The sequence below is a fragment of the Lactobacillus sp. OTU4228 genome (assembly GCF_001006945.1).
GTDB classification, from domain to species: Bacteria; Bacillota; Bacilli; order Lactobacillales; family Lactobacillaceae; genus Lactobacillus; species Lactobacillus amylovorus.
The window spans coordinates 65,393-91,118 of the sequence record NZ_CDLD01000038.1 but is presented as its reverse complement, the minus strand read 5'-3'; the positions used below and the strand labels follow the sequence as shown (position 1 = coordinate 91,118).

At 32.1% G+C, this 25,726-nt stretch carries 23 protein-coding genes and 3 pseudogenes; 24 read left to right on the top strand and 2 right to left on the bottom strand.

Going from position 1 to position 25,726, the window contains the following annotated elements; translation table 11 throughout:
- The 6 genes from BN1206_RS08050 to galU (BN1206_RS08025) all read left to right on the top strand — a co-directional run bounded on the left by BN1206_RS08050 (position 1) and on the right by galU (BN1206_RS08025) (position 6,521).
- Entirely contained in the window at positions 1–1,173 is a 1,173-nt protein-coding gene (locus BN1206_RS08050) for a MerR family transcriptional regulator (RefSeq protein WP_052543213.1), read from the top strand.
- Positions 1,174–1,683: 510 nt separating this feature from the next.
- Positions 1,684–2,721 (top strand): dTDP-glucose 4,6-dehydratase, encoded by a 1,038-nt coding sequence (rfbB, locus tag BN1206_RS08045; protein WP_052543212.1) that lies wholly within the window; start codon positions 1,684–1,686, stop codon positions 2,719–2,721.
- A gap of 4 nt (positions 2,722–2,725) precedes the next feature.
- A complete protein-coding gene (gene rfbA, locus BN1206_RS08040) occupies positions 2,726–3,610 on the top strand; it encodes a glucose-1-phosphate thymidylyltransferase RfbA (RefSeq protein WP_052543211.1) in 885 nt (294 codons plus the stop codon).
- A gap of 23 nt (positions 3,611–3,633) precedes the next feature.
- Positions 3,634–4,242 carry a dTDP-4-dehydrorhamnose 3,5-epimerase gene (gene rfbC, locus BN1206_RS08035; RefSeq protein WP_052543210.1) on the top strand — a complete coding sequence of 203 codons (609 nt, stop codon included), beginning with the start codon at positions 3,634–3,636 and terminating at the stop codon, positions 4,240–4,242.
- A 16-nt stretch (positions 4,243–4,258) separates the two neighbouring features.
- Positions 4,259–5,245 (top strand): dTDP-4-dehydrorhamnose reductase, encoded by a 987-nt coding sequence (rfbD, locus tag BN1206_RS08030; protein WP_014566142.1) that lies wholly within the window; start codon positions 4,259–4,261, stop codon positions 5,243–5,245.
- Between the two features lie 400 nt (positions 5,246–5,645).
- Entirely contained in the window at positions 5,646–6,521 is an 876-nt protein-coding gene (galU, locus tag BN1206_RS08025) for a UTP--glucose-1-phosphate uridylyltransferase GalU (RefSeq protein ID WP_052543209.1), read from the top strand.
- A gap of 215 nt (positions 6,522–6,736) precedes the next feature.
- Here galU (BN1206_RS08025) and BN1206_RS09645 read toward each other — a convergent pair.
- Positions 6,737–6,889, bottom strand: a pseudogene (locus tag BN1206_RS09645) (transposase); the annotation flags it as partial.
- Positions 6,890–7,252: 363 nt separating this feature from the next.
- Between BN1206_RS09645 and BN1206_RS10250 the strand changes: the two are divergent.
- The 12 genes from BN1206_RS10250 to BN1206_RS07970 all read left to right on the top strand — a co-directional run bounded on the left by BN1206_RS10250 (position 7,253) and on the right by BN1206_RS07970 (position 17,382).
- Positions 7,253–7,375, top strand: a complete 123-nt coding sequence (locus BN1206_RS10250) for a hypothetical protein (RefSeq protein ID WP_255349910.1) — start codon at positions 7,253–7,255, stop codon at positions 7,373–7,375.
- Positions 7,368–8,081: a sugar transferase gene (locus BN1206_RS08020; protein WP_231576000.1), complete on the top strand. Its 714-nt coding sequence runs from the start codon at positions 7,368–7,370 to the stop codon at positions 8,079–8,081. Before BN1206_RS10250 ends, BN1206_RS08020 begins: the two co-directional genes overlap by 8 nt.
- A gap of 14 nt (positions 8,082–8,095) precedes the next feature.
- Complete coding sequence (gene pssD, locus BN1206_RS08015; protein WP_052543208.1) at positions 8,096–8,545, top strand: PssD/Cps14F family polysaccharide biosynthesis glycosyltransferase; 450 nt, start codon at positions 8,096–8,098, stop codon at positions 8,543–8,545.
- Positions 8,545–9,447, top strand: coding sequence for a beta-1,6-N-acetylglucosaminyltransferase (locus BN1206_RS08010; protein ID WP_052543207.1), 903 nt, complete (start codon positions 8,545–8,547; stop codon positions 9,445–9,447). Before pssD ends, BN1206_RS08010 begins: the two co-directional genes overlap by 1 nt.
- Positions 9,444–9,929, top strand: a complete 486-nt coding sequence (locus tag BN1206_RS08005) for a glycosyltransferase (protein WP_052543206.1) — start codon at positions 9,444–9,446, stop codon at positions 9,927–9,929. Before BN1206_RS08010 ends, BN1206_RS08005 begins: the two co-directional genes overlap by 4 nt.
- A 17-nt stretch (positions 9,930–9,946) precedes the next feature.
- Positions 9,947–10,969, top strand: a complete 1,023-nt coding sequence (locus BN1206_RS08000; protein ID WP_052543205.1) for a glycosyltransferase family 2 protein — start codon at positions 9,947–9,949, stop codon at positions 10,967–10,969.
- A gap of 82 nt (positions 10,970–11,051) precedes the next feature.
- Positions 11,052–11,738: an acyltransferase gene (locus tag BN1206_RS07995; protein WP_231575999.1), complete on the top strand. Its 687-nt coding sequence runs from the start codon at positions 11,052–11,054 to the stop codon at positions 11,736–11,738.
- Positions 11,735–12,925 carry a hypothetical protein gene (locus BN1206_RS07990; RefSeq protein WP_052543204.1) on the top strand — a complete coding sequence of 397 codons (1,191 nt, stop codon included), beginning with the start codon at positions 11,735–11,737 and terminating at the stop codon, positions 12,923–12,925. The genes BN1206_RS07995 and BN1206_RS07990 overlap by 4 nt, the downstream gene beginning before the upstream one ends.
- Positions 12,926–12,968: 43 nt before the next feature.
- Positions 12,969–13,979 carry a glycosyltransferase family 2 protein gene (locus BN1206_RS07985; protein ID WP_052543203.1) on the top strand — a complete coding sequence of 337 codons (1,011 nt, stop codon included), beginning with the start codon at positions 12,969–12,971 and terminating at the stop codon, positions 13,977–13,979.
- A complete protein-coding gene (locus BN1206_RS07980; protein WP_052543202.1) occupies positions 13,960–15,441 on the top strand; it encodes a flippase in 1,482 nt (493 codons plus the stop codon). The genes BN1206_RS07985 and BN1206_RS07980 overlap by 20 nt, the downstream gene beginning before the upstream one ends.
- A 23-nt stretch (positions 15,442–15,464) precedes the next feature.
- Complete coding sequence (locus BN1206_RS07975) at positions 15,465–16,283, top strand: LicD family protein (protein WP_052543201.1); 819 nt, start codon at positions 15,465–15,467, stop codon at positions 16,281–16,283.
- A 7-nt stretch (positions 16,284–16,290) separates the two neighbouring features.
- Positions 16,291–17,382 carry a glycosyltransferase gene (locus tag BN1206_RS07970; RefSeq protein WP_052543200.1) on the top strand — a complete coding sequence of 364 codons (1,092 nt, stop codon included), beginning with the start codon at positions 16,291–16,293 and terminating at the stop codon, positions 17,380–17,382.
- Between the two features lie 47 nt (positions 17,383–17,429).
- Here the strand turns inward: BN1206_RS07970 and BN1206_RS09635 are convergent.
- Positions 17,430–17,543: pseudogene (locus BN1206_RS09635) on the bottom strand (IS3 family transposase); the annotation flags it as partial.
- A gap of 633 nt (positions 17,544–18,176) precedes the next feature.
- Here BN1206_RS09635 and galU (BN1206_RS07965) point away from each other — a divergent pair.
- The 6 genes and pseudogenes from galU (BN1206_RS07965) (at position 18,177) to BN1206_RS07940 (ending at position 25,620) form a co-directional block, all read left to right on the top strand.
- On the top strand, positions 18,177–19,052 hold the full coding sequence (galU, locus tag BN1206_RS07965) for a UTP--glucose-1-phosphate uridylyltransferase GalU (protein WP_052543199.1): 876 nt from the start codon (positions 18,177–18,179) through the stop codon (positions 19,050–19,052).
- A gap of 162 nt (positions 19,053–19,214) precedes the next feature.
- Positions 19,215–19,478, top strand: a pseudogene (locus tag BN1206_RS07960) (PTS glucose transporter subunit IIA); the annotation flags it as partial.
- Positions 19,479–20,165: 687 nt separating this feature from the next.
- Positions 20,166–21,572, top strand: a complete 1,407-nt coding sequence (locus BN1206_RS07955) for an SIR2 family protein (protein WP_052543197.1) — start codon at positions 20,166–20,168, stop codon at positions 21,570–21,572.
- A 2-nt stretch (positions 21,573–21,574) separates the two neighbouring features.
- Positions 21,575–23,335: an ATP-binding protein gene (locus tag BN1206_RS07950; protein ID WP_052543196.1), complete on the top strand. Its 1,761-nt coding sequence runs from the start codon at positions 21,575–21,577 to the stop codon at positions 23,333–23,335.
- A gap of 119 nt (positions 23,336–23,454) precedes the next feature.
- A complete protein-coding gene (locus tag BN1206_RS07945) occupies positions 23,455–24,339 on the top strand; it encodes a hypothetical protein (protein ID WP_052543195.1) in 885 nt (294 codons plus the stop codon).
- 255 nt (positions 24,340–24,594) lie between these two features.
- On the top strand, positions 24,595–25,620 hold the full coding sequence (locus BN1206_RS07940) for an Abi family protein (RefSeq protein ID WP_052543194.1): 1,026 nt from the start codon (positions 24,595–24,597) through the stop codon (positions 25,618–25,620).
- The last annotated feature ends 106 nt before the right edge of the window (positions 25,621–25,726 follow it).

The window sequence follows — 25,726 nt, the reverse complement described above, 5'->3', positions numbered from 1 at the left end:
ATGTCCCAATACTACACAAGTGGCGAATTTGCGAAGAAAGCGCATGTTTCGATTCGCACAATTCGCTATTATGATCAGAAGAATTTATTAAAGCCAGCAACGCATACTAAAGGTGGTGCACGGCTGTATACAGACCAAGATTTTGCCAAGTTACAACAGATTCTACTATTAAAATATCTTGGTTTTTCCCTCAGCGATATTCGTGAAATGACGATTGGATCAGGGGATAAGCAATTACTCCGCAATTCACTCCAGATTCAAAAGCGTCTTGCCGAAGAACGGCTGGAAGAGATGAAGAATGTGGTGAATGCCATTGACTCAACTAGCCAGGCACTAGATCGCGATAATCAAGTTGATTGGTCGAAGATGCTTAACTTAATTCATTTAACTTCAATGAATCAATCGCTCAGTATGCAGTATAAGAACGCTACGAATATTTCTGCCCGCATTCGTCTGCACCGTGATTATTCTGTTAATAAGGAAGGCTGGTTCCCATGGCTATTTAGTAACTTACATCTTAAGTCAGGAATGAAGGTCCTTGAACTTGGTGCAGGTAATGGTGCGTTATGGTCACAGAATATCGATAAGGTGCCAGCTGGTGTGAATATTATTTTGTCAGATATCTCTGAAGGAATGTTAGCTGATGCCAAGAATGAGATCGGTGATAAGCCTGAATTTCAATATGCCGTGATTGATGCGCAGAAGATTCCTTTTGCTGATGATACTTTTGACTTGGTGATTGCCAATCATATGCTGTTTTACTGTGATGACATTTCTAAGGCATTGTCCGAGATCCGTCGCGTGCTCAAGCCTGGTGCCTCCCTCGTATGCAGCACATACTCCAAGCGCCACATGCGCGAGATCACGGATCTAGTCCAGAGCTTCAATTCCAACATCGTTTTATCATCCACCAATTTGTACGAACGCTTCGGCTTAGACAACGGCAAGCAGATCTTGAGCAAGTTTTTCAGTGACGTCACCTGCAAGAAGTACCACGATGCCATCGAAATCTCCGAAGCAACGCCGATTATTTCATACATCTTGTCCTGTCACGGCAACCAGAACGAGATCCTGCTCAACCACTACCAAGAATTCAAACAATATGTTGAGCAGAAGGTTAGTGGTGGCTTTAGCATCACTAAAGATGCCGGCTTTTTCACTGCTAGAAAATAATCAGATCACTAATATATATTATGAAAGCTAACTATTAAGCTGCACAAATCATATAAAATGTCAATTCTTTTCTCTTTCTTTTTATTCGAGAAAATGAACTGCGTGAATCGTTGATATAATAGTATTTCTTTCTTTTCTCTTTCTTTTACTTATGTTGGATTTGTATTCTAATGATACTAAAAAAGTCTCAACACTACTAAAGAGTAATGAGAGACTTTTTGCACATGATAAAGCAGTCATTGCTAAAGAGCAATTGTTTTTATCTTATCGTTTATTCTAGTTGGTTGAGTATAAATGTCAAATTTTGAGGGATGCAGATATTTTCCTGATTTAATTAAATCTGTAACATAATAATAGTTACTGGGAGAAAAGCTTCTTTAGAAAATTTACGCGGGACAATGGTCCCTAAACACTCATTTTTTATGAGTGTTTTTTCTTTTTGCCCTTGAAAGTTACGTAACGTAAGGTTGTACAATCGATATGAATTAAGTATTAAGTCGGAGGAATTCTATGAAGGTTATTGTTACTGGGGGAGCCGGTTTTATCGGTTCTAACTTCATCTTCTATATGATGAAGAAGCATCCTGATTATGACATTATTTGTTTGGATAGTTTAACTTACGCAGGTAACTTGTCTACTTTGAAGAGCGTGATGGACAATCCTCACTTCAAGTTCGTTAAGTTAGACATCCGCGACCGTGACGGTGTTTACAAGTTATTCGAAGAAGAAAAGCCAGATGTAGTCGTTAACTTCGCTGCAGAAAGCCACGTTGACCGTTCAATCGAAAATCCAGAAATTTTCCTTGAGACCAACATTATTGGTACTTCAGTCTTGATGGATGCATGTCGTAAGTACGGCATCAAACGTTTCCACCAAGTATCAACTGACGAAGTTTACGGTGATTTGCCACTTGATCGTCCAGATCTTTTCTTCCACGAAGACACACCACTTCACACTTCAAGTCCATACTCATCAAGTAAGGCTAGTGCCGATTTGCTTGTCGGTGCGTACGGCAGAACCTATGGCTTGCCAGTAACTATTTCACGTTGTTCTAACAACTATGGACCATATCAATTCCCAGAAAAATTGATTCCATTGATGATTCAAAGAGCTTTGAACAACGAAAAACTTCCAGTTTACGGTGACGGTGAAAACGTCCGTGACTGGCTCTACGTTGAAGATCACTGCAAGGCAATCGACCTGATTTTGGAAAAGGGTAAGCCAGGCGAAATCTACAACATCGGTGGCCACAACGAAATGCATAACATCGACATCGTTAAGCTCATCTGTGATTACTTGGATAAGCCATACTCATTAATTGAACACGTTACCGACCGTAAGGGTCACGATCGTCGTTACGCCATCGATCCAGATAAGATCCACAAGGAACTCGGCTGGCTTCCAGAAACCATGTTCAAAGATGGTATCAAGAAGACCATTCAATGGTATCTCGACAACAAAGAATGGTGGGAAAACATCATCTCTGGCGACTACCAAAACTACTACGAAGAAATGTATGGTAACAGAAAGGTTTTAGACAAGGACTAAATTTATGAAGGGCATTATTTTAGCGGGTGGTTCAGGCACTCGTCTTTATCCATTAACTTTAGTAACCAGTAAGCAATTATTGCCTGTCTATGATAAGCCGATGATCTATTACCCTCTATCAACCTTGATGCTTGCAGGGATTAAGGATATTTTGATCATTTCTACGCCAGCAGACACGCCACGTTTTGAAAAGTTGCTCGGCGATGGCTCACAATTTGGCATTAAGCTGTCATACAAGGTGCAACCTAGTCCAGATGGTTTGGCTCAAGCCTTTACTTTGGGCAAGGACTTCATCAACGGCGAACCTTGTGCCATGATTTTGGGCGACAACATTTTCTACGGTAATGGTTTTACACAGTTGCTTAAGCAAGCTGCTGATGATGCACGTAATGGCAGAGCAACGGTCTTTGGTTATTATGTCAACGATCCAGAACGTTTTGGCGTGGTTGATTTTGACAAAAACGGCAAGGCAATTTCAATCGAAGAAAAGCCAGAACATCCTAAGAGCAATTACGCTGTTACTGGCTTGTACTTCTACCCAGCTGGTGTTAGTGAAAAGGCCGCTCAGGTTAAGCCAAGTGCACGTGGCGAAGTTGAAATTACCAGTTTGAACGATATGTACCTTCAAGAAGGCAACTTGGATGTTCAACTTCTTGGCCGTGGCTATGCCTGGCTTGATACTGGTACGATGCAAAGTTTAGTTGATGCATCCAACTACGTTAAGATGGTTGAGGAACGTCAAGGCGTTTCAATCTCAGCTCCTGAAGAAATTGCCTATATTCACGGCTGGATTGACAAGGACAAGTTGCTTGAAGCTGCAAAGCATTACGGCAAGAGTCCATATGGAAAACACTTGAAGTCTGTTGCCGAAGGCAAATTACGTTATTAGTTTTTTAATAGGGAGAAATTATAATGGGACAAATTAAAGTTGAAAAGAATGTCGGCGGTATTGAAGGTTTAGCAGTTATCACCCCAACTGTTCACGGTGATGATCGTGGTTACTTCATGGAAACTTTTAACCAAAGAGACATGATGGAAGCCGGCTTTAGCATTAACTTCGTTCAAGACAACCAATCAAGTTCAACTAAGGGTGTTCTTCGTGGTTTACACTTCCAAAAGCATTACCCACAAATTAAGTTGGTTCGTGCCGTTCGTGGTAGCGTATTTGATGTTGCCGTTGACCTTAGAAGTAACTCAAAGACCTACGGCAAGTGGTACGGTGTTGAATTAACTGCAGAAAACAAGAAGCAATTCTTGATCCCACAAGGTTTTGCACATGGCTTTCTTGTATTGAGTGATGTTGCTGAATTCTGCTACAAGGTTAACGACTTCTGGCACCCAAACGATGAAGGTGGTATGGCTTGGAACGATCCTGAAATTGGTATTGAATGGCCACATCTTAAGGGTGACTATCCAGGTAGCGCAGATGCTAGTGGTTACACTTTAGACGATGGTACTAAGTTGAACATGGCAGAACGTGACCAAGAATGGAAAGGTTTGAAAGATACCTTCAAGTTTTAATTAGTGAGGTAGTTTAATGAAAGTTTTTGTAACTGGAGTTAATGGTCAACTTGGCCATGACGTAATGAATGAACTGGCGAAGCGTGGCTATGAAGGTGTAGGCTCAGACCTTGCTCCTGAATACAGTGGCGTTGAAGACGGAAGTGCTGTTACCAAGATGCCATACGTTTCTTTAGACATCACCGATGCAGATGCAGTTGACAAGGTAATCACTGAAGTAAATCCAGATGTGATTGTTCACTGTGCTGCTTGGACTGCTGTTGATATGGCTGAAGATGATGACAAGGTTGAAGCTGTCCGGATGGTTAACGTTGGCGGTACGCAAAACATTGCTAATGTTGCCAAGAAGTTAGACGTACCAATGGTTTACCTTTCAACCGATTATGTATTTGACGGTCAAGGCACTAAGCCATGGGAACCTGACTTCAAGGGTTACAAGCCATTGAACGTTTATGGTGAAACTAAGTTAGGCGGCGAAAAGGCTGTTGCCGATACTTTAGACAAATACTTTATCGTGCGTATCGCTTGGGTATTCGGTGTTAACGGTCATAACTTTATCAAGACTATGCTCAAGGTTGGTTCTAACCATGATGAAGTTAAGGTTGTTGATGATCAAATCGGTACGCCAACTTACACCTTTGACTTAGCTCGCTTGCTCGTCGACATGATCGAAACTGACAAGTACGGTTATTACCACGCAACCAATTCTGAATTACCAGCAACCGAAAGCGGTTATGATGAAAATGGCACTAAGACCGGCTACATTTCTTGGTACGACTTTACCAAGGAAATCTACCGTCAAGCTGGTTACGACACCAAGGTAACGCCAGTTACCACTGCCGAATATGGTTTGTCCAAAGCAGTTCGTCCATTCAACTCACGTTTAGATAAGAGCAAGCTGGTGAAGAATGGTTTTAAGCCATTGCCGGTGTGGACAGATGCGGTTCACCGCTATTTAGAGATCTTGAAGAAGCAAGGTTTCTTTGATGAATTGAATAAGTAAGATTTTAAGGAAGCATCCCTTTGGGGTGCTTTTTTGATTCTTTGGTAAAAATGACATTAAAACGATTTATTACAACATAGGAGGAGTACATGACAAAGCTATATGCACATGATGGTGGCGGAGATTCTTTTTATGTGAATAAGAAAGAAGTTACCACGCACTTGGATTTGATACATTACCTGTTAAGTAGACAGTAAAATCGCATAAAGCTTTTATTCCTTAGTTGGTTGATAATCAGCTGAGGATTTTTATTATACCTTTGAGTGTAGGAATGCAAACTAATAAAAAATAAAATTCAGTGGTATTCTAATTTGCAAATCTGCAGAAAACGAGCAAAATTTTAAAGAATATTTTAAAATATAGATGTTTAATTATAATCTTTGGAGAAGGTATAGAAACTATGAAAGTAAGAAAAGCAGTCATTCCAGCAGCTGGTTTAGGCACTAGATTTTTGCCAGCAACTAAGGCATTGCCTAAGGAAATGTTGCCAATTGTTGACAAGCCAACGATTCAATTTATCGTGGAAGAAGCTAAGGCTTCAGGAATCGAAGATATCTTAATTGTTACTGGTAAGAATAAACAAGCAATTGAAAATCATTTTGATTCAAATCCTGAACTTGAACAAGATTTGGAAAAGACTGGCAAGTCAGAACTGTTAAAGTTAACACAAGGAATTACGAATTTAGGCGTGAACTTATACTACACACGTCAACCGCATCCAGCAGGTTTAGGGGATGCAGTTTATCGTGCCCGTAGTTTCGTTGCTGGTGAACCATTTGTAATTATGCTTAGCGATGATTTAATGAAGGATAAAGTTCCTTTGACTAAGCAGTTAATTAACGATTACGACAAGACTCATGCTTCAACTATTGCCGTTATGAAAGTACCACACAAGGAAGTTTCTAAGTATGGTGTAATTGCACCGGATGGTAAGATTGCCGATGACTTGTACAATGTAAAGAGCTTTGTAGAAAAGCCAGATGTTGATAAGGCTCCGAGTGATCTTGCAATTATTGGCCGTTACTTGTTAACACCTGAGATATTTGACATTTTGGAACACCAAAAGCCAGGTCGTGGTGGTGAAGTTCAATTAACTGACGCCATTGATACAATGAATAAGACACAACGTGTATTTGCTCAAGTCTTTAAAGGTCAACGTTTTGATGTTGGTAATAAGGAAGGCTATCTTGAAACTTCCATTCAATATGGTTTGAAGCATCCAGAAACACGCGACGCTTTACGCAAGTACATTAAGGAATTAAGCAAGACATTATAATATGATATTAATCCATAACAATCTTTTATATTAAAACTTAATCTATCACCTGAAGTGGGTGATGGATTTTTTGGGCTCTTTGTCAATCCTGTTGATGAAGAGTAAATGAAAAGTGTCTGGGAAAAAACTCAGAAATTAAGAAATCCTACTAAATCTTGGTATTAATAAACCTTGATTTAATAGGATTTTTCTTTTGAGTAAAAGTCTAAAATTAGCTAAAAATGGACTTTTTTCCCAGACACTTTTTGCTTTATCTTGTTTTCTTCCAATCTGATTCGAGTTAGAAGATTGGTGAAGTTGGAGTAGCCGAAAGCAGTTCGTTCAATTTGCTTGATCTTGCGATTGAAGCCTTCTAAGCAGCCGTTATTTAAAAAGCATCGTTATCTAGTATAGTGGACTCAAAATTAAATACAAGGATTGACATTTTTTTGATTTGCGTTAGTACCATAATTTTTTATTTGTTAAGTTTTTTTAAAGTGCTTTTATTTTTATTTTCATAAGTGACACTATGTCATATAATAAGTGACACTATGTCATATAATGCATACAAAAAGAAAAAGAATATATTAATTATGTGCTACGGAGGTACTAAAAATGTTCAAGACAAAGAAAACGCAATTTGCTATTCGCAAATTGGCTAAGGGTGCTTTGCAGTGTTATTAAGTTTCGGCATACTAGCTGGTCCTAGTGCGCCAATTGTCTCAGCAGCCTCTGAAGCAATTCAAAATTAAATGACTGATGATACAACTTCAGTAGTAGAAGAAAGTGTTCCTGTAGAAAATAATACAGCAGGCACTTTAACTACTGATAATACTGAAGTTTCAGCTAATTACTCTGAAAATACTGATGGATAGTACTACAACTACTGTGCAAACTGATACAGATGTATCTACTCAAGAAAAAACAGATCCAGAAACATCTGTTAATACTGAGCAACCAATTCAAACAGAAGAAGCTGAAAGTACTACTCCAGTTGAAGATGTAAATTCAAAATCTGAAGAAAATGTATCTCAAAATAATAATATTAATACTTCTAAAGAAGGTACAAATAAAATAAGACATGAAGATGGTGGACCAGCCTTTTATTCGCAAGAACGAATTGGAAAGAATGAAAAGTCATTCAAAATGTGGAAATTTCGTTCCATGGTGGTTAATGCCGATCAGATGATTGATCAACTGGAAGATCAGAACGAAATTAATGGTGCAATGTTCAAGATTAAGGATGATCCAAGAATTACAAAGATTGGGCATACTATTAGAAAATATAGTCTTGATGAGTTGCCACAGCTCTGGAATGTGTTAATCGGTGATATGTCTCTTGTTGGACCACGTCCACCTCTACCATCAGAAGTAGAAGAGTATACCGATTATGATAAGCAGAGATTGCTTGTGATGCCGGGATGTACAGGGCTATGGCAAGTTACCAAGCGTAATGAAGCTGACTTTGATGAAATGGTTTGGCTTGATATCGTGTATATCAACCATTCTGGAATATTGGAAGATTTGAAGTTGATTATTAAGACTATTGGGGTGGTTATTCATCCTAATGGAGCATATTAAGGAGTACATCTTTTATGAAAGTTTGTTTAGTTGGGTCTAGTGGTGGACACTTAACGCATTTATACATGTTAAAACCTTTTTGGCAAAATAAAGATCGGTTTTGGGTAACTTTTGACAAGGAAGATGCTCGAAGCAAACTTAAAGGTGAAAAGATGTATGGATGTCATTATCCTACTAATCGTAATCTGAAGAATCTAATTAAAAATACTTTCTTAGCTATTAAAGTACTCCGTAAAGAAAAACCTGATTTAATTATTTCAAGTGGAGCTGCAGTAGCAGTTCCATTTTTTTATATCGGCAAACTAATGGGAGCAAAAACAATTTATATTGAAGTATTTGATCGTTATGATAAGCCTACTCTTACTGGAAAATTGGTTTACCCAATAACCGATAAATTTATTGTTGAATGGGAAGAAATGAAGAAAGTTTATCCTAAGGCTATTAATTTGGGAAGTATTTTTTAATGTTAAAACAAGCTGTCTTAATAATTGTACATAAGAATACCTATGTATTAGAGAAGAACCTACAATTATTAGATTCTCCGTATATTGATATTTTTATACATGTAGATAAAAAATGCTCCGATTTTAAATACAACTTCTATAAATCGCTTGTCAAATATTCCACGATAATTTATGTTAAACCGCGACTTAGTGTATATTGGGCAAGCTTTTCACAAGTTAAAGTTGAATTATTATTGTTAGAAGCAGCATCAAAATATTCGCAATACTCATATTTTCATTTAATAAGTGGACAAGATCTATTAATGAAACCTGTATCTGATTTGATTTCTTATTTTGATAAATCGGATAAGTTGTTTATAGAATTTAGAAAATTATCAAATTCTAATAAGTGGGATAAAAAAGTATACCAAAGAGTTTCTGTTAAACACATTTTGATAGATTATGTGCGTGATAAACACGTTGTTGTGCAATATTTAGCAAGGTTTCTAAATAAAGTGTATGCTCAATTACAAGAAACAATAGGAATCGACTTAGTTAGAAAAAATCATATTATCTTAAGGTATGGATCACAATGGTTTAGTTTGCCATATGATAGTGTTAAATATATTTTAGATAAAAAAGATGAAATTTATCATAATTACTGTAGAAGTTGGCTAGTTGATGAGATTTTTATTCAAAGTACCATTGCAACTTCTTCTTTATTTGTCAAAAGATTAGCTGATACAAACAAACGTAAAATAAGATGGAATAAAAATTCAGCTCATCCGTATGTTTGGCGAATAAGTGATTTTGATAAATTAGTTACTACTAGTGCATTCTTTGCAAGAAAATTTGATGAACGAATAGATAAAAATATCATTAATAAAATCTACAATTATATTAGCTTGGAGATGAAAAAATGATTTTTGTTACAGTGGGGACACATGAGCAACCATTAAATCGTCTTATTAAAAAAGTAGACGATTTAATTATTAAAGAAAAGGTCATCGTACAAACAGGTTTCAGTACTTATATTCCTGAATACTGTGAAGCCCATAAGATGATGTCATTTGAGGAAATGCAACAGACATTAAGGGATGCCCGAATTGTAATTACTCATGGTGGACCTTCCAGCTTTGTTGAAGCTTTGCAATTTGGAAAGGTTCCAATTGTAGTACCTAGACAAGAAAAGTTTCATGAACATGTAAATAATCATCAAGTTGACTTTACCAAGTTAATTGCAGAGAGAATGAATAATATCATTCCTGTATACGATATTGATGATTTAAAAATGACAATTGATAATTATGATCAAATTGCTAAAACTAAAAATGCTGGTGAAAGCAGTAATAATAAGCAATTTAATGAGAAGTTAGAGAAAATTGTGGATGGATTGGTGAAATAATCTGAAAGGAAAATTAAATGAATCCATTAGTTTCAATTGTGGTTCCGGTTTATAATGTCGAAAAATATTTAAAGAAATGTATAGACTCATTAATCGATCAAACATATCAAAATATTGAGATTTTATTGGTAGATGATGGTTCTACCGATAATAGCGGGAAAATATGTGATGATTATGCTAAAAGATATTCATTCGTTTATTCTTTCCATAAAGCGAATTCGGGATTGGGATTCACTAGAAACTATGGATTAGAAAGAATAAATGGAGAGTATGTAACTTTTGTAGATAGTGATGATTATTTAGGAAAGGATGCAATAAAAAGACTAGTTGCCGGTTTAGATGGTAAAAGTATAGATACAGTAATCGGAGGATATTCTAAAGTAAAGGATAACGGCGATGTTCTTTATACTCGTGAATATACTGAATCAATCTTTAGAAATGAAAATGTTTATAAAAAACTTTTTATTAGTATGTTAGGAAGTAGTCCTAATAAACATGATTCTATTCGTCCTTCTGTATGGAATGTAATATACTCAAAAAAGATTATTGAAGAAAATAAACTACATTTTGTTTCTGAACGAGAATTAATTTCAGAAGACATTGTATGGGATTCTGATTACTATAAATATGCTAAAAGTGCAAAGATAATTAATTCGACAGAGTATTATTATAGATCTAACCCTACTTCATTGACTAAAAAGTATCAGCCGGATAGATTTCAAAAAAATATATATTTTTTTGAATATATGGTAGATAAATTAAATCTGGCAAGGTTAGGAAGATTATATACTGATGCTAAGTTTCGATTAGCTAAAAATCTATTTATTAATGTGCGAGTTTCATTAATTCAGTTAAAACATCTGGATTTTAAAGAAAAATTAAAACAAATTGATCAAATTTGTAATGATGAAACTTTAATTAGTGTAATCGATAATTATCCAGTCAATAAGTTACATATTAAGCAACGCATATTTATATATCTAATTAAGTACAAATTAAGTCTCATTTTGGCTATTTTAATAAAAATTTACTTGATTTAGAATATTTGTGAAGAGATTTTCAAAAAAACAATTAATTAAAGTGAGGTAAAAATGAGCCTAAAAAAAAATAAAATATTTAATATTGGGATATCGAGCAACGGCGGAGACTTACATAAAATATTCACGGAGTAAAGGTGTTAAGGTAGGTGAAAATGTTAAAATTTTTCGCCCATTCAATACAACAATTGATGTACAAAATCCGCATCTTTTGACAATTGGAAATGATGTTCAAATAACGGGTCCGGTAACTATATTAACGCATGATTACAGTTGGTCTGTGTTGAAGAAAAAATATGGAATTATTTATGGAAATCAACGTAAAACTGTAATAGGCAATAACGTATTTATAGGAGGGGGCGCTACAATTCTAGGTGGATCACATATTGGTGATAATGTAATAATTGGTGCCAATAGTGTTGTAAGTGGAAATGTTGATTCTAATTCTGTATATGCAGGAAATCCCGCTCGAAAACTAATGACTATTGAAGAATATAGAGATAAAAGAGAGAAACGCCAATTAAAAGAGGCAGTAGAATACGTTTTAGAGTACAAGAAAAGATTTAAGACATATCCGCCAGAAGAAAAGATGGATGAGTATTTCTTTCTGTTTAAGCCTTCGCGCATATATACAAAATATCGAAGCCAACTTGAATTAATGGAAAATTATCATGAGACTCTTAAAAAACTTAGTACTTATCATACAAAATTTTCATCCTATAAGGATTTCTTAAATTATTGTAATAAGCAAGAAATGGTGTTTTCTAAATGAAAATAAAACTTGGCAGAGAAAGTGTATATTGTTTAGGATTAGCCTTATTTTTGGTTGGGCAATTACTGGGTCATACATTGTTACCTGTTCCCCCATATATAAGATATTCATTTATATTTTTGGGGCTTCTTATTTCTATATTTAGCTTTGTTATTTTGGACTTTAATGAATTATATTATGCAGTGAATAGGCTGACGCTAATAAAAATAATAATTCTTATTTTTATTATTCTTTTAACAGTTATTTCTATAGTTTCTTTTAAGCGCAATCATAACTATGTTTTACTTGTTAATATCATATTTATTTTAAGTGCATATCATATACACTTTGAGAAAATATTGAAGACTTTTTTTGTGGTTGCCTGTAGTGTGTTGCTAATAATGTTATTAGCTTATATTCTAGGTTTGATTGGAGATGGACAGGTACTTCAAGGAAGAAAGACGTTTGGATATAGAATGCCAACGGATTTAGTTCAGCTGATAGTATATATTACTTTATCCAAGATCTATTTAAATTTGATGAAAGGACGTAATAATACTTCCTTATACTTATTAATATTTGTTATAGCAATAATAACTTTAGTGGAAAGTAATTCTAGACTAGGAAGTCTCACATTACTTTTACTTATACCGTATACTATCTTCCTAAAAAGAAAAATTTTTAAATCTGATTTTCAAATTTCTAAATTTACACAATCAATTCTTAAAAATCTCTTTTTTATAGGTGCATTATTATCGTATTTAGTAACGGAACTTTTTATCAGATATCCAAATAATTCGGTGCTTGAATTTATTAATCAAATTACTTCGGCTAGATTAACAAATAATAGAATGGGGATTGAATTTTTTGGATATTCTATCTGGGGGCAAGATATTTATACTAATATTTCTTCTTTTTTCAAAGGCTGGTTCTATATTGATAATAGTTTCTATGTGTTTTTATTATCGTATGGATTGGCATTATTAGTCCTTGTGGGAATAGGTTATAGATATGTAGTTAATAAATGTTTAAAAATACATGAATACATAATTCCGTTTATTTTACTTGTTATAGTTTTAGATAGTTTAATAGATCAACACCTTTATTCCTTAGAATATAACATATTTTTATTGTTGCCATTTTCGTTAGTATCTATTAACGAAAAAAATGAGGATAATAAAACCTGCTTAAATGATAAGCACACTTAATTTATATATTAAATATAGGAGAAAATATAAATAAAAATAAAAAATGAAACCAGACGAACCATATAAGCCATTATTAAGCATTATAATTCCAATGTATAATGTAGAAAAGTATATTAAATTTTGTATTAATAGTGTAATTAAAAATGATATATCAGATGTTGAAATACTTATAGTAAATGATGGCTCTACTGATAGTAGTAGAGCTATTATGGAAAAGTATCAGTCTGAATATTCTCAAATTCGAGTTTATGATAAGAAAAATGAAGGAGTTTCTAGTGCTCGAAATTATGGGCTAATGAAAAGTAAGGGAGACTGGGTATGGTTTATCGATAGTGATGATGCAATTAATCAAGGGAGTTTAAAATACATTAAAAAAGAGATATCAGATAGAAATAATAAATTTGATATTCTGGTTTTTAAATATTTAAAATTTAAAAGAAATAGTGATGTATCAAAGATAAATGATATAAAAATTCCTAATGAAGCTAAAGCGATTTCTAAATTTCAAGCAATGAAAAGTCTTTTAGATAACAATATAGCTGCTTTTCCTTGGAATAAAATCTTTAAAAAAAGTCTTTTTGATAAAATTAAATTTCCAGAAGATCGTATTTATACAGAAGATTTATCAATTATGTATAAATTGTATGATAAAGCTAGCAGCATATATTTTCAAAGCGCTCCATTTTATTTTTATAGAATAAGAAATGATAGTTTGACACATAATCTGTCTACTAAAAAAATAAAAGATGCAGCTTTATCACATTATGAAATGTATAGTTTCTTTAAAGAAAATTATCCTACGTTAGCTATTAAATTAGAAAGAAATACAATGATTAATGTAATTTCTTTATTTCATAGATTAAATAAAGAACAAATTCTTTTGTATCCCGATTTAATTGAATTTTTAACTCAGAATATTAAGATAACTAACTATGATATCAGATATAAAATTGAATGTTTATCTTTTAAAAAGTGTTATCCAATATTTGTAATTATTGGAAGAATCGGTAAAATTTCGAGAAAAATTAGAAATTATGTTAAGGAAGAAAAGTAATGAAAAAAAAACATTGGGTTTAAATGCTTTTTTAAATGGATTAAGAAGTGTATTAAATTTAATCTTTCCATTAATTACTTTTCCGTATATATCTCGTGTTTTATCTGTTAATGGTATTGGGATATATAATTTTTCTAATACGTATATTGGCTATTTTATATTGATTGCCGGATTAGGAATTGCTACGTATGCAGTTCGTGAGGGTGCAAAGTATAGAGATAATAAGGAACAAATTGAAGAGTTTTCGAGCGAAGTTTTTAGTATCAATATATTAGCTACCGTAATTGCATACATATTATTATTATTGAGCTTAGTAATATTTAAAAATCTAAATAATTATGTAGCTTGTATATTGATTTTTAGTATCCAAATTTTATTTACTACTTTAGGGACTGAATGGATTTATACGATTTATGAAGATTATACCTACATTACTATCAGAAGTATAATTTTTAAAATCCTATCGATAATTTTATTATTTATTTTTGTAAAAAGACCGTCAGATTATCTTATATATGCTGCTATAACCGTGTTGGCTAGTGTTGGTTCAAATTTTCTTAATTTTGTACATGCTCGAAGTTTTATTCATATTCGTTTAACTTTGAATACTAGATGGAAATATCATTTAAAACCAATATTGACTATTTTTGCCTCTTCGGTTGCCGTAACTATATATGTTTATTCAGATAATACTATTCTTGGATTGATGAAGAATGATTATGCAGTTGGGATTTATAGTACGTCTGTAAAAATATATCAGATAGCACAAAGTCTACTTTCTGCTGTTTTAACAGTAACAATACCTCGGTTAGCTATGCTATGGGGGCAAAGAAGGAGAAGAGAGTATAATGACGTATTGACTAGAGTAATTAACACTTTAGGTGTATTAGTATTGCCTGCATCGGTTGGCCTATTAATGCTAAGTCGAGAAGTTGTTTTAATAATTGCTGGTCCCAAATTTTTACCATCTGTAAATTCACTTCGAATTATTACGTGGGCTATTATTTTCTCAATTTTTAGTTGGATATTTTCAGATTGTGTGTTGATTCCTGCTAAAAGAGAAAAGAGAGTTTTACAAAACACATTGATTACAGCAGTAATTAATATAGTTTTGAATTTCATTTTAATACCTACAATGTCATATGATGGTACTTCATTAAGCACAGTATTGGCAGAACTGAGTGTAATGATAATGAATGGATATTCATGCAAAGATATTATTAAACCGATTATATTTAAGAAGGAAACCTTAAAAAATCTTTTAGAATCGATTATCGGTTGTATTGGAATAGTAATTGTTTGTCTACTATGTCAATGGGGATGGGATTCTATGATTTGGAAAACTGTTTTTTCAGTAATATTATCTGTCCCTATGTACGGAGCAATTTTGGTTTTGTTGAAGAATAAAATTGCCATTTCAATGTTGAAAAATGCAATAAATATCATAAAAAATAAAATTTAGTTTTAAAAGGATTCAGGATTTTTATGTCAAAAAAATCGTTATCAAGTAATGAATTAAAAGCTATACACTCTTTAGAATTAGAAGCACTGACAGTAATTGATCAGATTTGCAGAAGACACTCTATTAAATATACTTTAATTGATGGATCATTATTGGGAGCGATTCGCCATAATGGATTTATTCCTTGGGATGATGATGTGGATATAGCAATGCTAAGGGATGACTTGGAGAAGTTTAAATTAATTTGTAAAACAGAATTACCTTCCAAGTATTTTTATCAAGATATGAGTACTGATCCAGAGTATTTATATTTGTTTGATAAGATTCGAATTAACAATACCTTATTTAAGGAGTCATATTTGGCTGAGTACAATATTAATCATGGAGTTTTTATAGATATATTTCCTGTTGATAATGTAAGTGATAATAAAAAAGAGGCTAAAAAACAATTTAATAGTTTTATTTTCTTAAGACATATGTTTATGGCTAAGTATTTATCTGTTAAAGCACGAAAAGGAAAAAAGAAAATAATTGCTGGTCTGATTAAATATCTTATTCCAAATAATACTAAAAAGATTAGGAATAAGGCCTTTGACATAATGTGTAAGTATGATAAAGAAAAAACTAAAAATGTTAGAATTTTTCCAGGTCCATACGTTAAAAAAAATGTGTATTGCAGAAAGTTTTTTGATGAAGTTGAGGATCATAAATTTGAAAATCACAATTTCTTGATTTCTAAATATTATGAACAAATGCTAGTAAATGATTATGGTAATTGGAGAGAGTTGCCTCCTAAGGATCAACGGGTAACTCGACATGATCTCGTAGATTTTAAACTTTAGGTGAAAAATGAAGATTGCACTAATTAATACTGTTAATCTAGAAGAAAATGGTATATCTACATTCATCTTAAATAATAGTTATCTTTTTTCTAAGTGGGGAGAAGACGTAGCTATTATTGCTCCTAATAAAGTGAAAAAAGCCCTTAAAAAGAGAATAATTTCAAAAGGAATAAGACTAATCGAACTTCCCATGCGAGATAATTCGCCACAAATATACTTCTGGAAATTAATAAAAGTTTTAAAAAAAGAAAAATATGATATTGTTCATGTAAATGGTAACAGTACTACAATGTCAATTGAACTTTTAGCTGCATGGTTTGCAGGTATAAAAGTTCGTATAGCTCATAGCCATAATACAATTGCCGATCATACGAAGATAAATAAATTATTACGTCCTATCTTTAATTTGACAGTCAATGGACGTGTAGCATGTAACATTGCTGCGGGCAAGTGGCTATTTCATCAGAAAAAATTTTTAGTTATAAGAAATGGAATAAATTTGTCACATTTTCATTTTGATGAAAGTCTGCGAGAAAACTATCGAAAAACACTTAAACTTAATAAAGACGATATTTTGCTGGGAAATGTGGGAAGATTTAATAGACAAAAAAATCAGGTTGTTTTGCTAGATCTGATTAAACAGCTAGGCGATAATTATTATTTAGTCTTAGTTGGAAGTGGCGTGAATTTTGAAAAAATAAAGAAACGTGTCGATAGTGATGTGTTTTTGCGTAAACATATATTCTTCACTGGTGCAGTAAGTGATACTTCGGGATGGCTGAATGCAATGGATTTATTTCTTCTTCCATCTTTATATGAAGGGCAGCCTTATACTTTAATAGAGGCGACAGCGTCCGGATTAGATGCTGTAGTATCTAATACAATTTCTTCAGAAAATGATCTTGTAAGTAACATTTCTTTTGAAAGACTAGATTCTCCTAAAGATTGGGTCCAAAAGATAAAAATACCTATAGCTAACAACCGTGAACTAAGATCAAATTCATACTGTCAAAAGCTAAAGGAAAAGGGCTATGATACTACTGAAAATGCAAAGATGCTTTTAAAGTATTATAAAAAGAAAATATCACTTTATAAGTAATAAAGTGTATCTTATTAAAGTGAAGTGAGACCTAAAAATTAGACAGTTTAAAATACAGGATTAATAGAGGCTTGATTCCGATATTCTTTCGGAGTTAAGCCTTTTAATCTGCTCTTTATCCTTTCTTTGTTATAGTATTCGATATATTCTTCGATTGCTTGAGCGTAAGCGTAAAAAACTGAAGTATCTTAAAACCCCACCTTGGCTTGTGCTAAGATGAGGTTAATTATATTCAAAATGTATCTGCAGCTTGCCTGCACTTGCTTTGTCTGTCAGAGTTGATTCATTGGGTAATTTATAGAGCAAATATTTTAGATATTTTTCTGGATCTAAATCAAATTTATCTTTAACTATGGCAGCCAGGCCATCGATTCCGCGCCTCATGTCAGTTCGACCACATATCAGGATCAAGGGAACTATATAGATTGAGTTCAAGATAAGCTGAGCATCAAGTTATTGCGTGGTGGACGTGTCTTTTTAGGCTTTTGTGGATGATCTAGAGCCACAATAGGCTGTTGTTTTTCAAGCATGTTCTTTGCCTCCTTAAGTTTATGAGCTAAGAATAGCCGAAAAATGGAAGCTAAGAAAGATACTTCAGTTTTTTACGCTTACGTTGGTTGATAATCAACTGAGGCTTTTTAATATACCTTTGAGTGTAGGAATGCAAACTAATAAAAAATAAAATTCAGTGGTATTCTAATTTGCAAATCTGCAAATCTGCAGAAAACGAACAAAATTTTAAAGAATATTTTAAAATATATTTAATTATAATCTTTGGAGAAGGTATAGAAAGTATGAAAGTAAGAAAAGCAGTCATTCCAGCAGCTGGTTTAGGTACTAGATTTTTACCAGCAACTAAGGCTTTACCTAAGGAAATGTTACCTATTGTTGACAAGCCAACGATTCAATTTATCGTGGAAGAAGCTAAGGCTTCAGGAATCGAAGATATCTTGATCGTTACCGGTAAAAACAAGCGTGCGATTGAAAACCACTTCGACTCTAATCCTGAATTGGAGCAAGACTTGGAAAAGACCGGTAAGTCTGGTTTGCTCAAGTTAACACAAGAAATTACTGATTTGGGCGTAAACTTGTACTACACTCGTCAACCACACCCAGCTGGCTTGGGGGATGCTGTTTATCGTGCCCGTAGTTTCGTTGCTGGTGAACCATTTGTAATTATGCTTGGCGATGATTTAATGAAGGATAAAGTTCCTTTGACTAAGCAGTTAATTAACGATTACGACAAGACTCATGCATCAACCATTGCCGTTATGAAGGTGCCACACAAGGAAGTTTCTAAGTATGGTGTGATTGCACCAGATGGTAAGATCGCTGATGATTTGTACAATGTAAAGAGCTTTGTAGAAAAGCCAGATGTTGATAAAGCTCCAAGTGATCTTGCAATAATCGGTCGTTACTTATTAACGCCTGAAATTTTTGATGTTTTGGAATATCAAAAGCCAGGTCGTGGTGGTGAAGTTCAATTAACTGACGCCATTGATACAATGAATAAGACACAACGTGTATTTGCTCAAGTCTTTAAAGGTCAACGTTTCGATGTTGGTAATAAGGAAGGCTATCTTGAAACTTCCATTCAATATGGTTTGAAGCATCCAGAAACACGCGATGCTTTACGCAAGTATATTAAGGAATTAGGCAAGACATTATAATATGATATTAATCCATAACAATCTTTTATATTAAAACTTAAGCTGTCACCTGAAGTAGGTGATGGCTTTGTAGTAGAACCAATTAATAGAGCAGTTTATACCAGTTGATGGTAAAATCACAATGATTGCAAAAACTAAACATGCAATCGACTAACAACCAAGAATGGTACAGAAATCTTGATTCATGTGGGATTAGATGCTGTTGATTTGAACGGATTACCGTTTGATGTGAAAGTTAAGGAAGGCCAAGAAGTTAAGAAGGGTCAACTTTTAGTAGACATGAATATTGAAATGATCAAGAAGAATGGTAAAGACCCAACTGTAATAGTAGTGCTGACTCAACCTGATAAGATTTTGAATAATAAGACTTATAATGTAGCAAACAGAAACACACCAATTGGTAAGATTAGCGATGCAACTAATTAAAAATATTTCTCCCTCTAGATAAGCGCTTATTGGTTTTAATATGAAGAGAGCCGGATTTGTCCGGCTCTTTTTTTGGTGGTATGGTGCGAAGGTAGGGCTGATGAATGTATAGCAAGAAGCAGGTTATGCATAGACCTGCTTTTTTGCTGTGGGAATATTAGATGAGTGTAAATAAAAACCTAGAGCTTAAGCACTAGGTTTGAGATTTAATTTGTGTTTATCTTGTTGTTTGTTATATGAGATTGATGGATAATGCAGATTGAATGGAGCTGAAATCATTGTAGGAAGAAGGATAAAAAAGTTATGTAGTTTGATAATGTTAATTTAGATAATAATGATTTAACAGAAAGATCAAATTCGTATCAGTATAGGCTATCTCAAGATATTTTTTGAAAAAGAATTAATTTAAACTTAGATAGGGAAGGAGCTTCCAAATTAATAGGCTTAAGTATGGATTAATATTGAATAAATAGGTAAGTAATAAGTTTAGCAGAACATGATAACTTTTATTAATTTAAAATAACCAAAAAATTCTATAGTTGTCTTAAGCTAAGGAATTTTGTTATATATTTAATTTCTAACTGTTATTATAGATTATGTTAAAAGTCTATTAGGTTCTAGAGTAAAATCTAATTTTAGATGATATAGAAATAGATACGTAATATTTTAATAAAGTAGGGAATTTATATGAAGAATAATGAAGAAAAAATTTTTACCAATGAATTTTTATTTAAAGGTACGACTGAGTTAAAACTTCCTGAAGAAGAAAAATATAGAGAAGCATATAAATCTATATTTCCTTTAGATCAAAATATTGATGAAATATCTGATAAGCAATGGAAAGAATGCTTTTATAGTAAATTAAAAGATCAACTTAATGGTTATTTACCTAAAAATTTTGAGAATGTGATTTTATTTTTAGGAGCTGGAGCTTCTGTTAAAGGTGAAAATTGGAAGTACGGTAAAACAATGGGACAAATTGCGTGTTTAATTCTAGGCATGTTATATATACGCGATTTTGATGACAAAAATCCAAAAAAATTCTTGTTAACGAAAACTAATAAAACAGATTCGAAAGATACAGATAAAGAAAATAAAAATTGGAATTTAAGTCCACAAAAAGAGGATATTTTAACACCGAATGAATTTGAAAATATTGCTGGTCTTAAAAGAGGAGATCTATGTAAATTTTTAAAGAAAGGACTTTTAGGTAAAGGACCTAACATTAATTTTAGTTTAGAAGATTTTATATCAGTTTTGGATGAAATGGTGGATTTAATAGGGAACCAGTCTGCTTTCCTAACAGATGCTGATAAATCCTTATTAGAACGAGCTAAAGCTACGGATATTTTTATAAAAGAGAAAATTATTAAATATGTTCAATATAAAAATATAAAATTCAATAATGAAGATGGCTTTTCTCATTTAGCAACTATAAAAGATATTATCGCTAAAAAACAGGGGCATTCTAAGCTGAATGTTATTACTACTAATTATGATATGTTAGTAGAAAAAGCAGCAGAAACTGGCAATATAGTGGTGTTTGATGGCTTTTCATTTTCTCCAGAAGCAGCATTTGATGATAGTTTATTTGACTGGAACCTGACTAAGCAAATAGAGGGAATGAATACTAAGGAAATATCATATAATTCTAACGTTATAAATCTATTGAAAATACATGGGTCAATAAATTGGATTAATAAAAATAATAAAGTCCGTAGAATATCTAAATATGCCAATGTAAGAAAAAGTAATGAAAGGGTAATGATTTTTCCAAGTTCTAATAAGTATAAACAAAGTTATGATAAACCTTATTTTGAATTACTAAGTAGATTTCAAAACTTATTACATAAAGAAAATACATTATTAATTACTGCTGGATTTAGTTTTGCAGATGATCATATATCAAGGATGATATTAGATTCTTTGAAGAATAAACAAGGGTTAAAGATTTTAGTAACAGATTATAGTATTGCGCCAAAAAATAAAAACTGGAAAGAATTAGATGAAATGCGAAAAAATAGCTTTCCAGTTGTTTTTCTCAAAGCAACTATGAATGGTAAAGAGCATAATTTGGATTACTATCTGAGGTAAGTATGGTTAATGTAAGTGAACTTTATTCTTGGAATAGATTTGATGGTAAAAGATATATTTGTGATAAGAATTCATTCCAAAGAAGTGAGAATGAATATTATTTAGGAAAAATTACGCAGGTATCAGTAGATCGAAGCATACTTCAGACTGAGAATATGTCTTTACTGAAAGATAGGATTAATAGAAATGATATTTTAGTTCCTAATACTATAAATTTTTTAGTTGTAATAAACAGCTATAGTGGAATTTATTTAGGTGAAGTTAAGCATAATGAATTAAATGGTGGAGAGTCAATACATGATAGTCTTGTTAATAATAATGAGAATAAGTTATATCCATCAATAAGTATTAAGGTTTTAGGATATCTTGATGAAGAAAATCAACTGTTTAAGTTGTCAGGTATAAAGAATATAGGGTTAGGAGATAAAGTTTATATAGCAAATAAAGTTATACAAAATATTTATATTAAATCTCTTGAGATAAATTCGAATACAGCTACAAGTTTAAAAAAATTACAATTTGCCAATGTAGTATCTTCCAGTAATAAAATAATTCCGTTTAGAATTACTGCTAACAATTTATTAAAAAATCATTTTCTAGTAATAGGTGCAACTAATTCCGGAAAATCAACTAGTGCATTATCAATATTAGAGCAATTGCACAAATCTAAAGTTAAATTTGTTTTGATTGATCCTACTGGAGAATATAGAAATTCATTTAAGGAATATGAAATCCAAGATAAAAAAGATGAAACTAAGGACGTTAAAAAATTAGTATTAGGTGTTAATACGCATATTGAAACCGGTGAATTATCGAACGAAGAGTGGAGAATGATATTTAATCTAAATACTGAGACTCAGATTTCGGAATTGTTATCGGCAATCCATGATCTAAAATATCAAGCTAGCCTAGGACACCAAGATGATATAGTGAGAAAGAACGGTGAAAGAATAGATGATGTGGATAGAATAGAGATGGCTTCAGTACCTGAAAAACAAGATTTTAATATAAATAATATTAAAAAACAAATTTTGGCTGATGAAGTTGAAGCTAGTAGCAAAAGCTATGAGAATCTATATAAATTTAGTAAATTTAAAAAGAATAATTATGAATGGCTAATAAAGCAGGTTGATTTCGTCTTAAGTAAAACAAAGTTAGCACAGTTTTTTTCACCTGATTCTTCATCTTGTAGCTTAATAAAAGAATTAGAAAAAACAGCTTTAGATGAAAGTCAAGATAATTTGTATATAAATGCTTCAAAGATAGGAATTTCTGATGATTCTGGAAAGATGATTTTAGATTTAATAAGTAGAAAATTACTTCAAATTAGAATAGAAGAAGCAGAAAAGAATGGAAATATGTCTTTTCAGCCTATTATCTTATTTATTGATGAAGTACATAGATATGCTATGGAGAAAGATGAAGATGGAAATTATCTTTCTCAATTAATTAACCTAGCAAGAGAAGGACGAAAATATGGAATATTTTTATTTTTGACAACACAAAGTCCTAAAGATGTACCTAAAATAATATTAAATCAAGTAGGAACACTATTAATTCATAGACTTGTAGGTCAAGAAGAGATTGCTGCAATAAGTAATTTCCTTGAAAAAGATAGTTTTAATTTGATTTCCAAATTAGGTACAGGAGAGGCACTTTTATCAAGTGTAAACTTAATGAGAGATGTCCCGTTAAAAATAAATCAGTCTAAACTAACACAATTAAATGATACTCCTATTATTGGAGAAAATATGAAATATTAATTTATATATGAATTGTGTTTTTAACTATTGCTGAAAAATATACTGAATGATATGAAATTTGTAGCTCCCATATTTTTAATTTTAATTAAAATATGGTTTTGATAGGAAAAATGTATGAAATGAAAAAAGTTATTAATATAGTATTATTAGTTTTATTAATAATTTTGGTGACTTTTTCATTAGCTGGATTAATTTATTCGATTTTTTACGAATGCAAAGGATATATGATAAATTGTTTGCCAGATGTAGGAACACCAGCTGATTTTTGTGGTGCAGCAGGAACTACTTTAGCGGTAGTGTTTACATGGCAACAAATAAAAGATTCGGATGAAGAAGCACAAAATAGAAGACGTGAAACAGAATTACAATTTGATACGACTATAGAAGAGATGCAAAAGAAGCGAGAAGAGGCGTATAAACCAGATGTATGTTTTAATACTAATATTATAAGCATACAGTATGATAATTCTCAAAATGATTTTTGCGATGACAAAGTGACTTTTACCATTATTAATTTAGGTGTTGGTACAGCCAAAGACATTAGAGTAAAAGCATATTCTGATAGTAATTATAATAAATTATGTCAAGATATTTCTTGGTTCAAAGACCAGACTCAGAAAATAGGAGATGTAAAGGATAGTTTATATTATACAGACTGTTGTGGAAAAACAGTTAGTGATTATTTTGAACCAATAAGTGGAGGATATTTATTCTCGAAGGATTCTGATAAAAATATTGAACTACCTAAAGTTTATTTGTATGCTTTGAAAGACTATTGTTGTAAATTATTTGATGAGGACAAAATAGATGGTGATCCTTATTATTGTCTTCCAAAGTTTATGTATGATATTCAATATCAAGATCAAGAAGGTATTTATTATTCGAGAAAGGTATGTATTAAACCTAATATTAGTGGGTATCAAACAGGTGGTAATGGGGAGTGCCTTTCTTTTGACATGAACTTAAAGATTGAAAACTTAGCAATTAAGAAAGAAGACTGCTGATATGTATAGTGCGATTGTGGCCGCATTTACTTAATAAAAATTTCAGTTGAATTAGCCTACATTATAGTATCTAAAAGAGGATGCATATTTTGTAAACCACTTTAGGGTATAAAGATAAATATAAATTTTAATATATTTTATTTGCGTTTGTTCAACATAGTCTATCGGCAGTGATGGTGCTGGGATAAAATCCATTTTTATGAAAGGATATTATTGATATAATAAATTGAAAATATTATTTAAAGGGAATTTGTGATGACACGGAATAGACCTAAGACAACTAATGGATTGATGAAATATCTACGCGAAAGAAAGCATATTTTAATTAAAGGCTCTAATCAAAAAAAGCAATTGTTAAATATGGGATATTATCATGCATATAAAGGTTATCGTTACATTAATTCACCCCAAAACCAAGTAACATATCATGATTTTAAAGAACTGTATGCCGTATATCAATTTGATATAGAATTAAAAACCATATTTTATCCTAAAGTTATGTTTATCGAAACTGCATTGAAAAATCATGTATTGGACATAGTTTTGAAATTAGCTGGAACGGGAGATTTTTCAATAATTTATACTAAAATTTTGGATAATTATAGAGATTTTAGTACATCCGGTAGAAGATACAGAACAGGTAGAGAAAGAACAAGAGCAGAACGAGAATTTAAAAATCAAATAAAACGGCGTTTGAACTTAAGAAATACAATATATAAAACTCAAACAAGAGAATATATACAAAATAATAGAATAGCTTGCCATTTTTTAGAAAATGGACAAAACATTCCAATTTGGGGCATTTTTGAGTTACTTACTTTGGGGGATTTTGGATATTTTGTTTCATGTATGAATCAAAATAGTAGGACTAAAATATCTGAAGCATTAAAAATTAGACAGAACGACGATACATCAGCATCACTACCACAGCAGTTGATTTTTGCAATTAAAGACTTAAGAAATGCAATTGCACATAATGATGTTGTATTTGATAATCGATTTCAGAGTAATAGAATAAATAATCATTTGAAACATGCCTTAGAAAATGATACTAATATTGTAGATATACAGTTTGATACAGTTATTGATTATGTAATATTAATTGTATATGTAGCTAAACATTTATCGATTTCTAAAATAGAACTGAAAAATTTTGTTTCAGACTTTGAAAATTCGGTTAATAAATTGAAATCTTCAATTTCTAATGAGATTTTTTCTAAGATTTTTCATAATGATTATAATCGTAAAATTAATGGAATAAAAAATTATATTGAGAACTAATACTTGAAAGCTAATAATAGATAATGTACACTAATAGTGAATAGCGGTATGTGTCTACGGAGCATACTTAAGGGAGCTGGATTCGTCTAGCTCTCTTTTTTTGTTA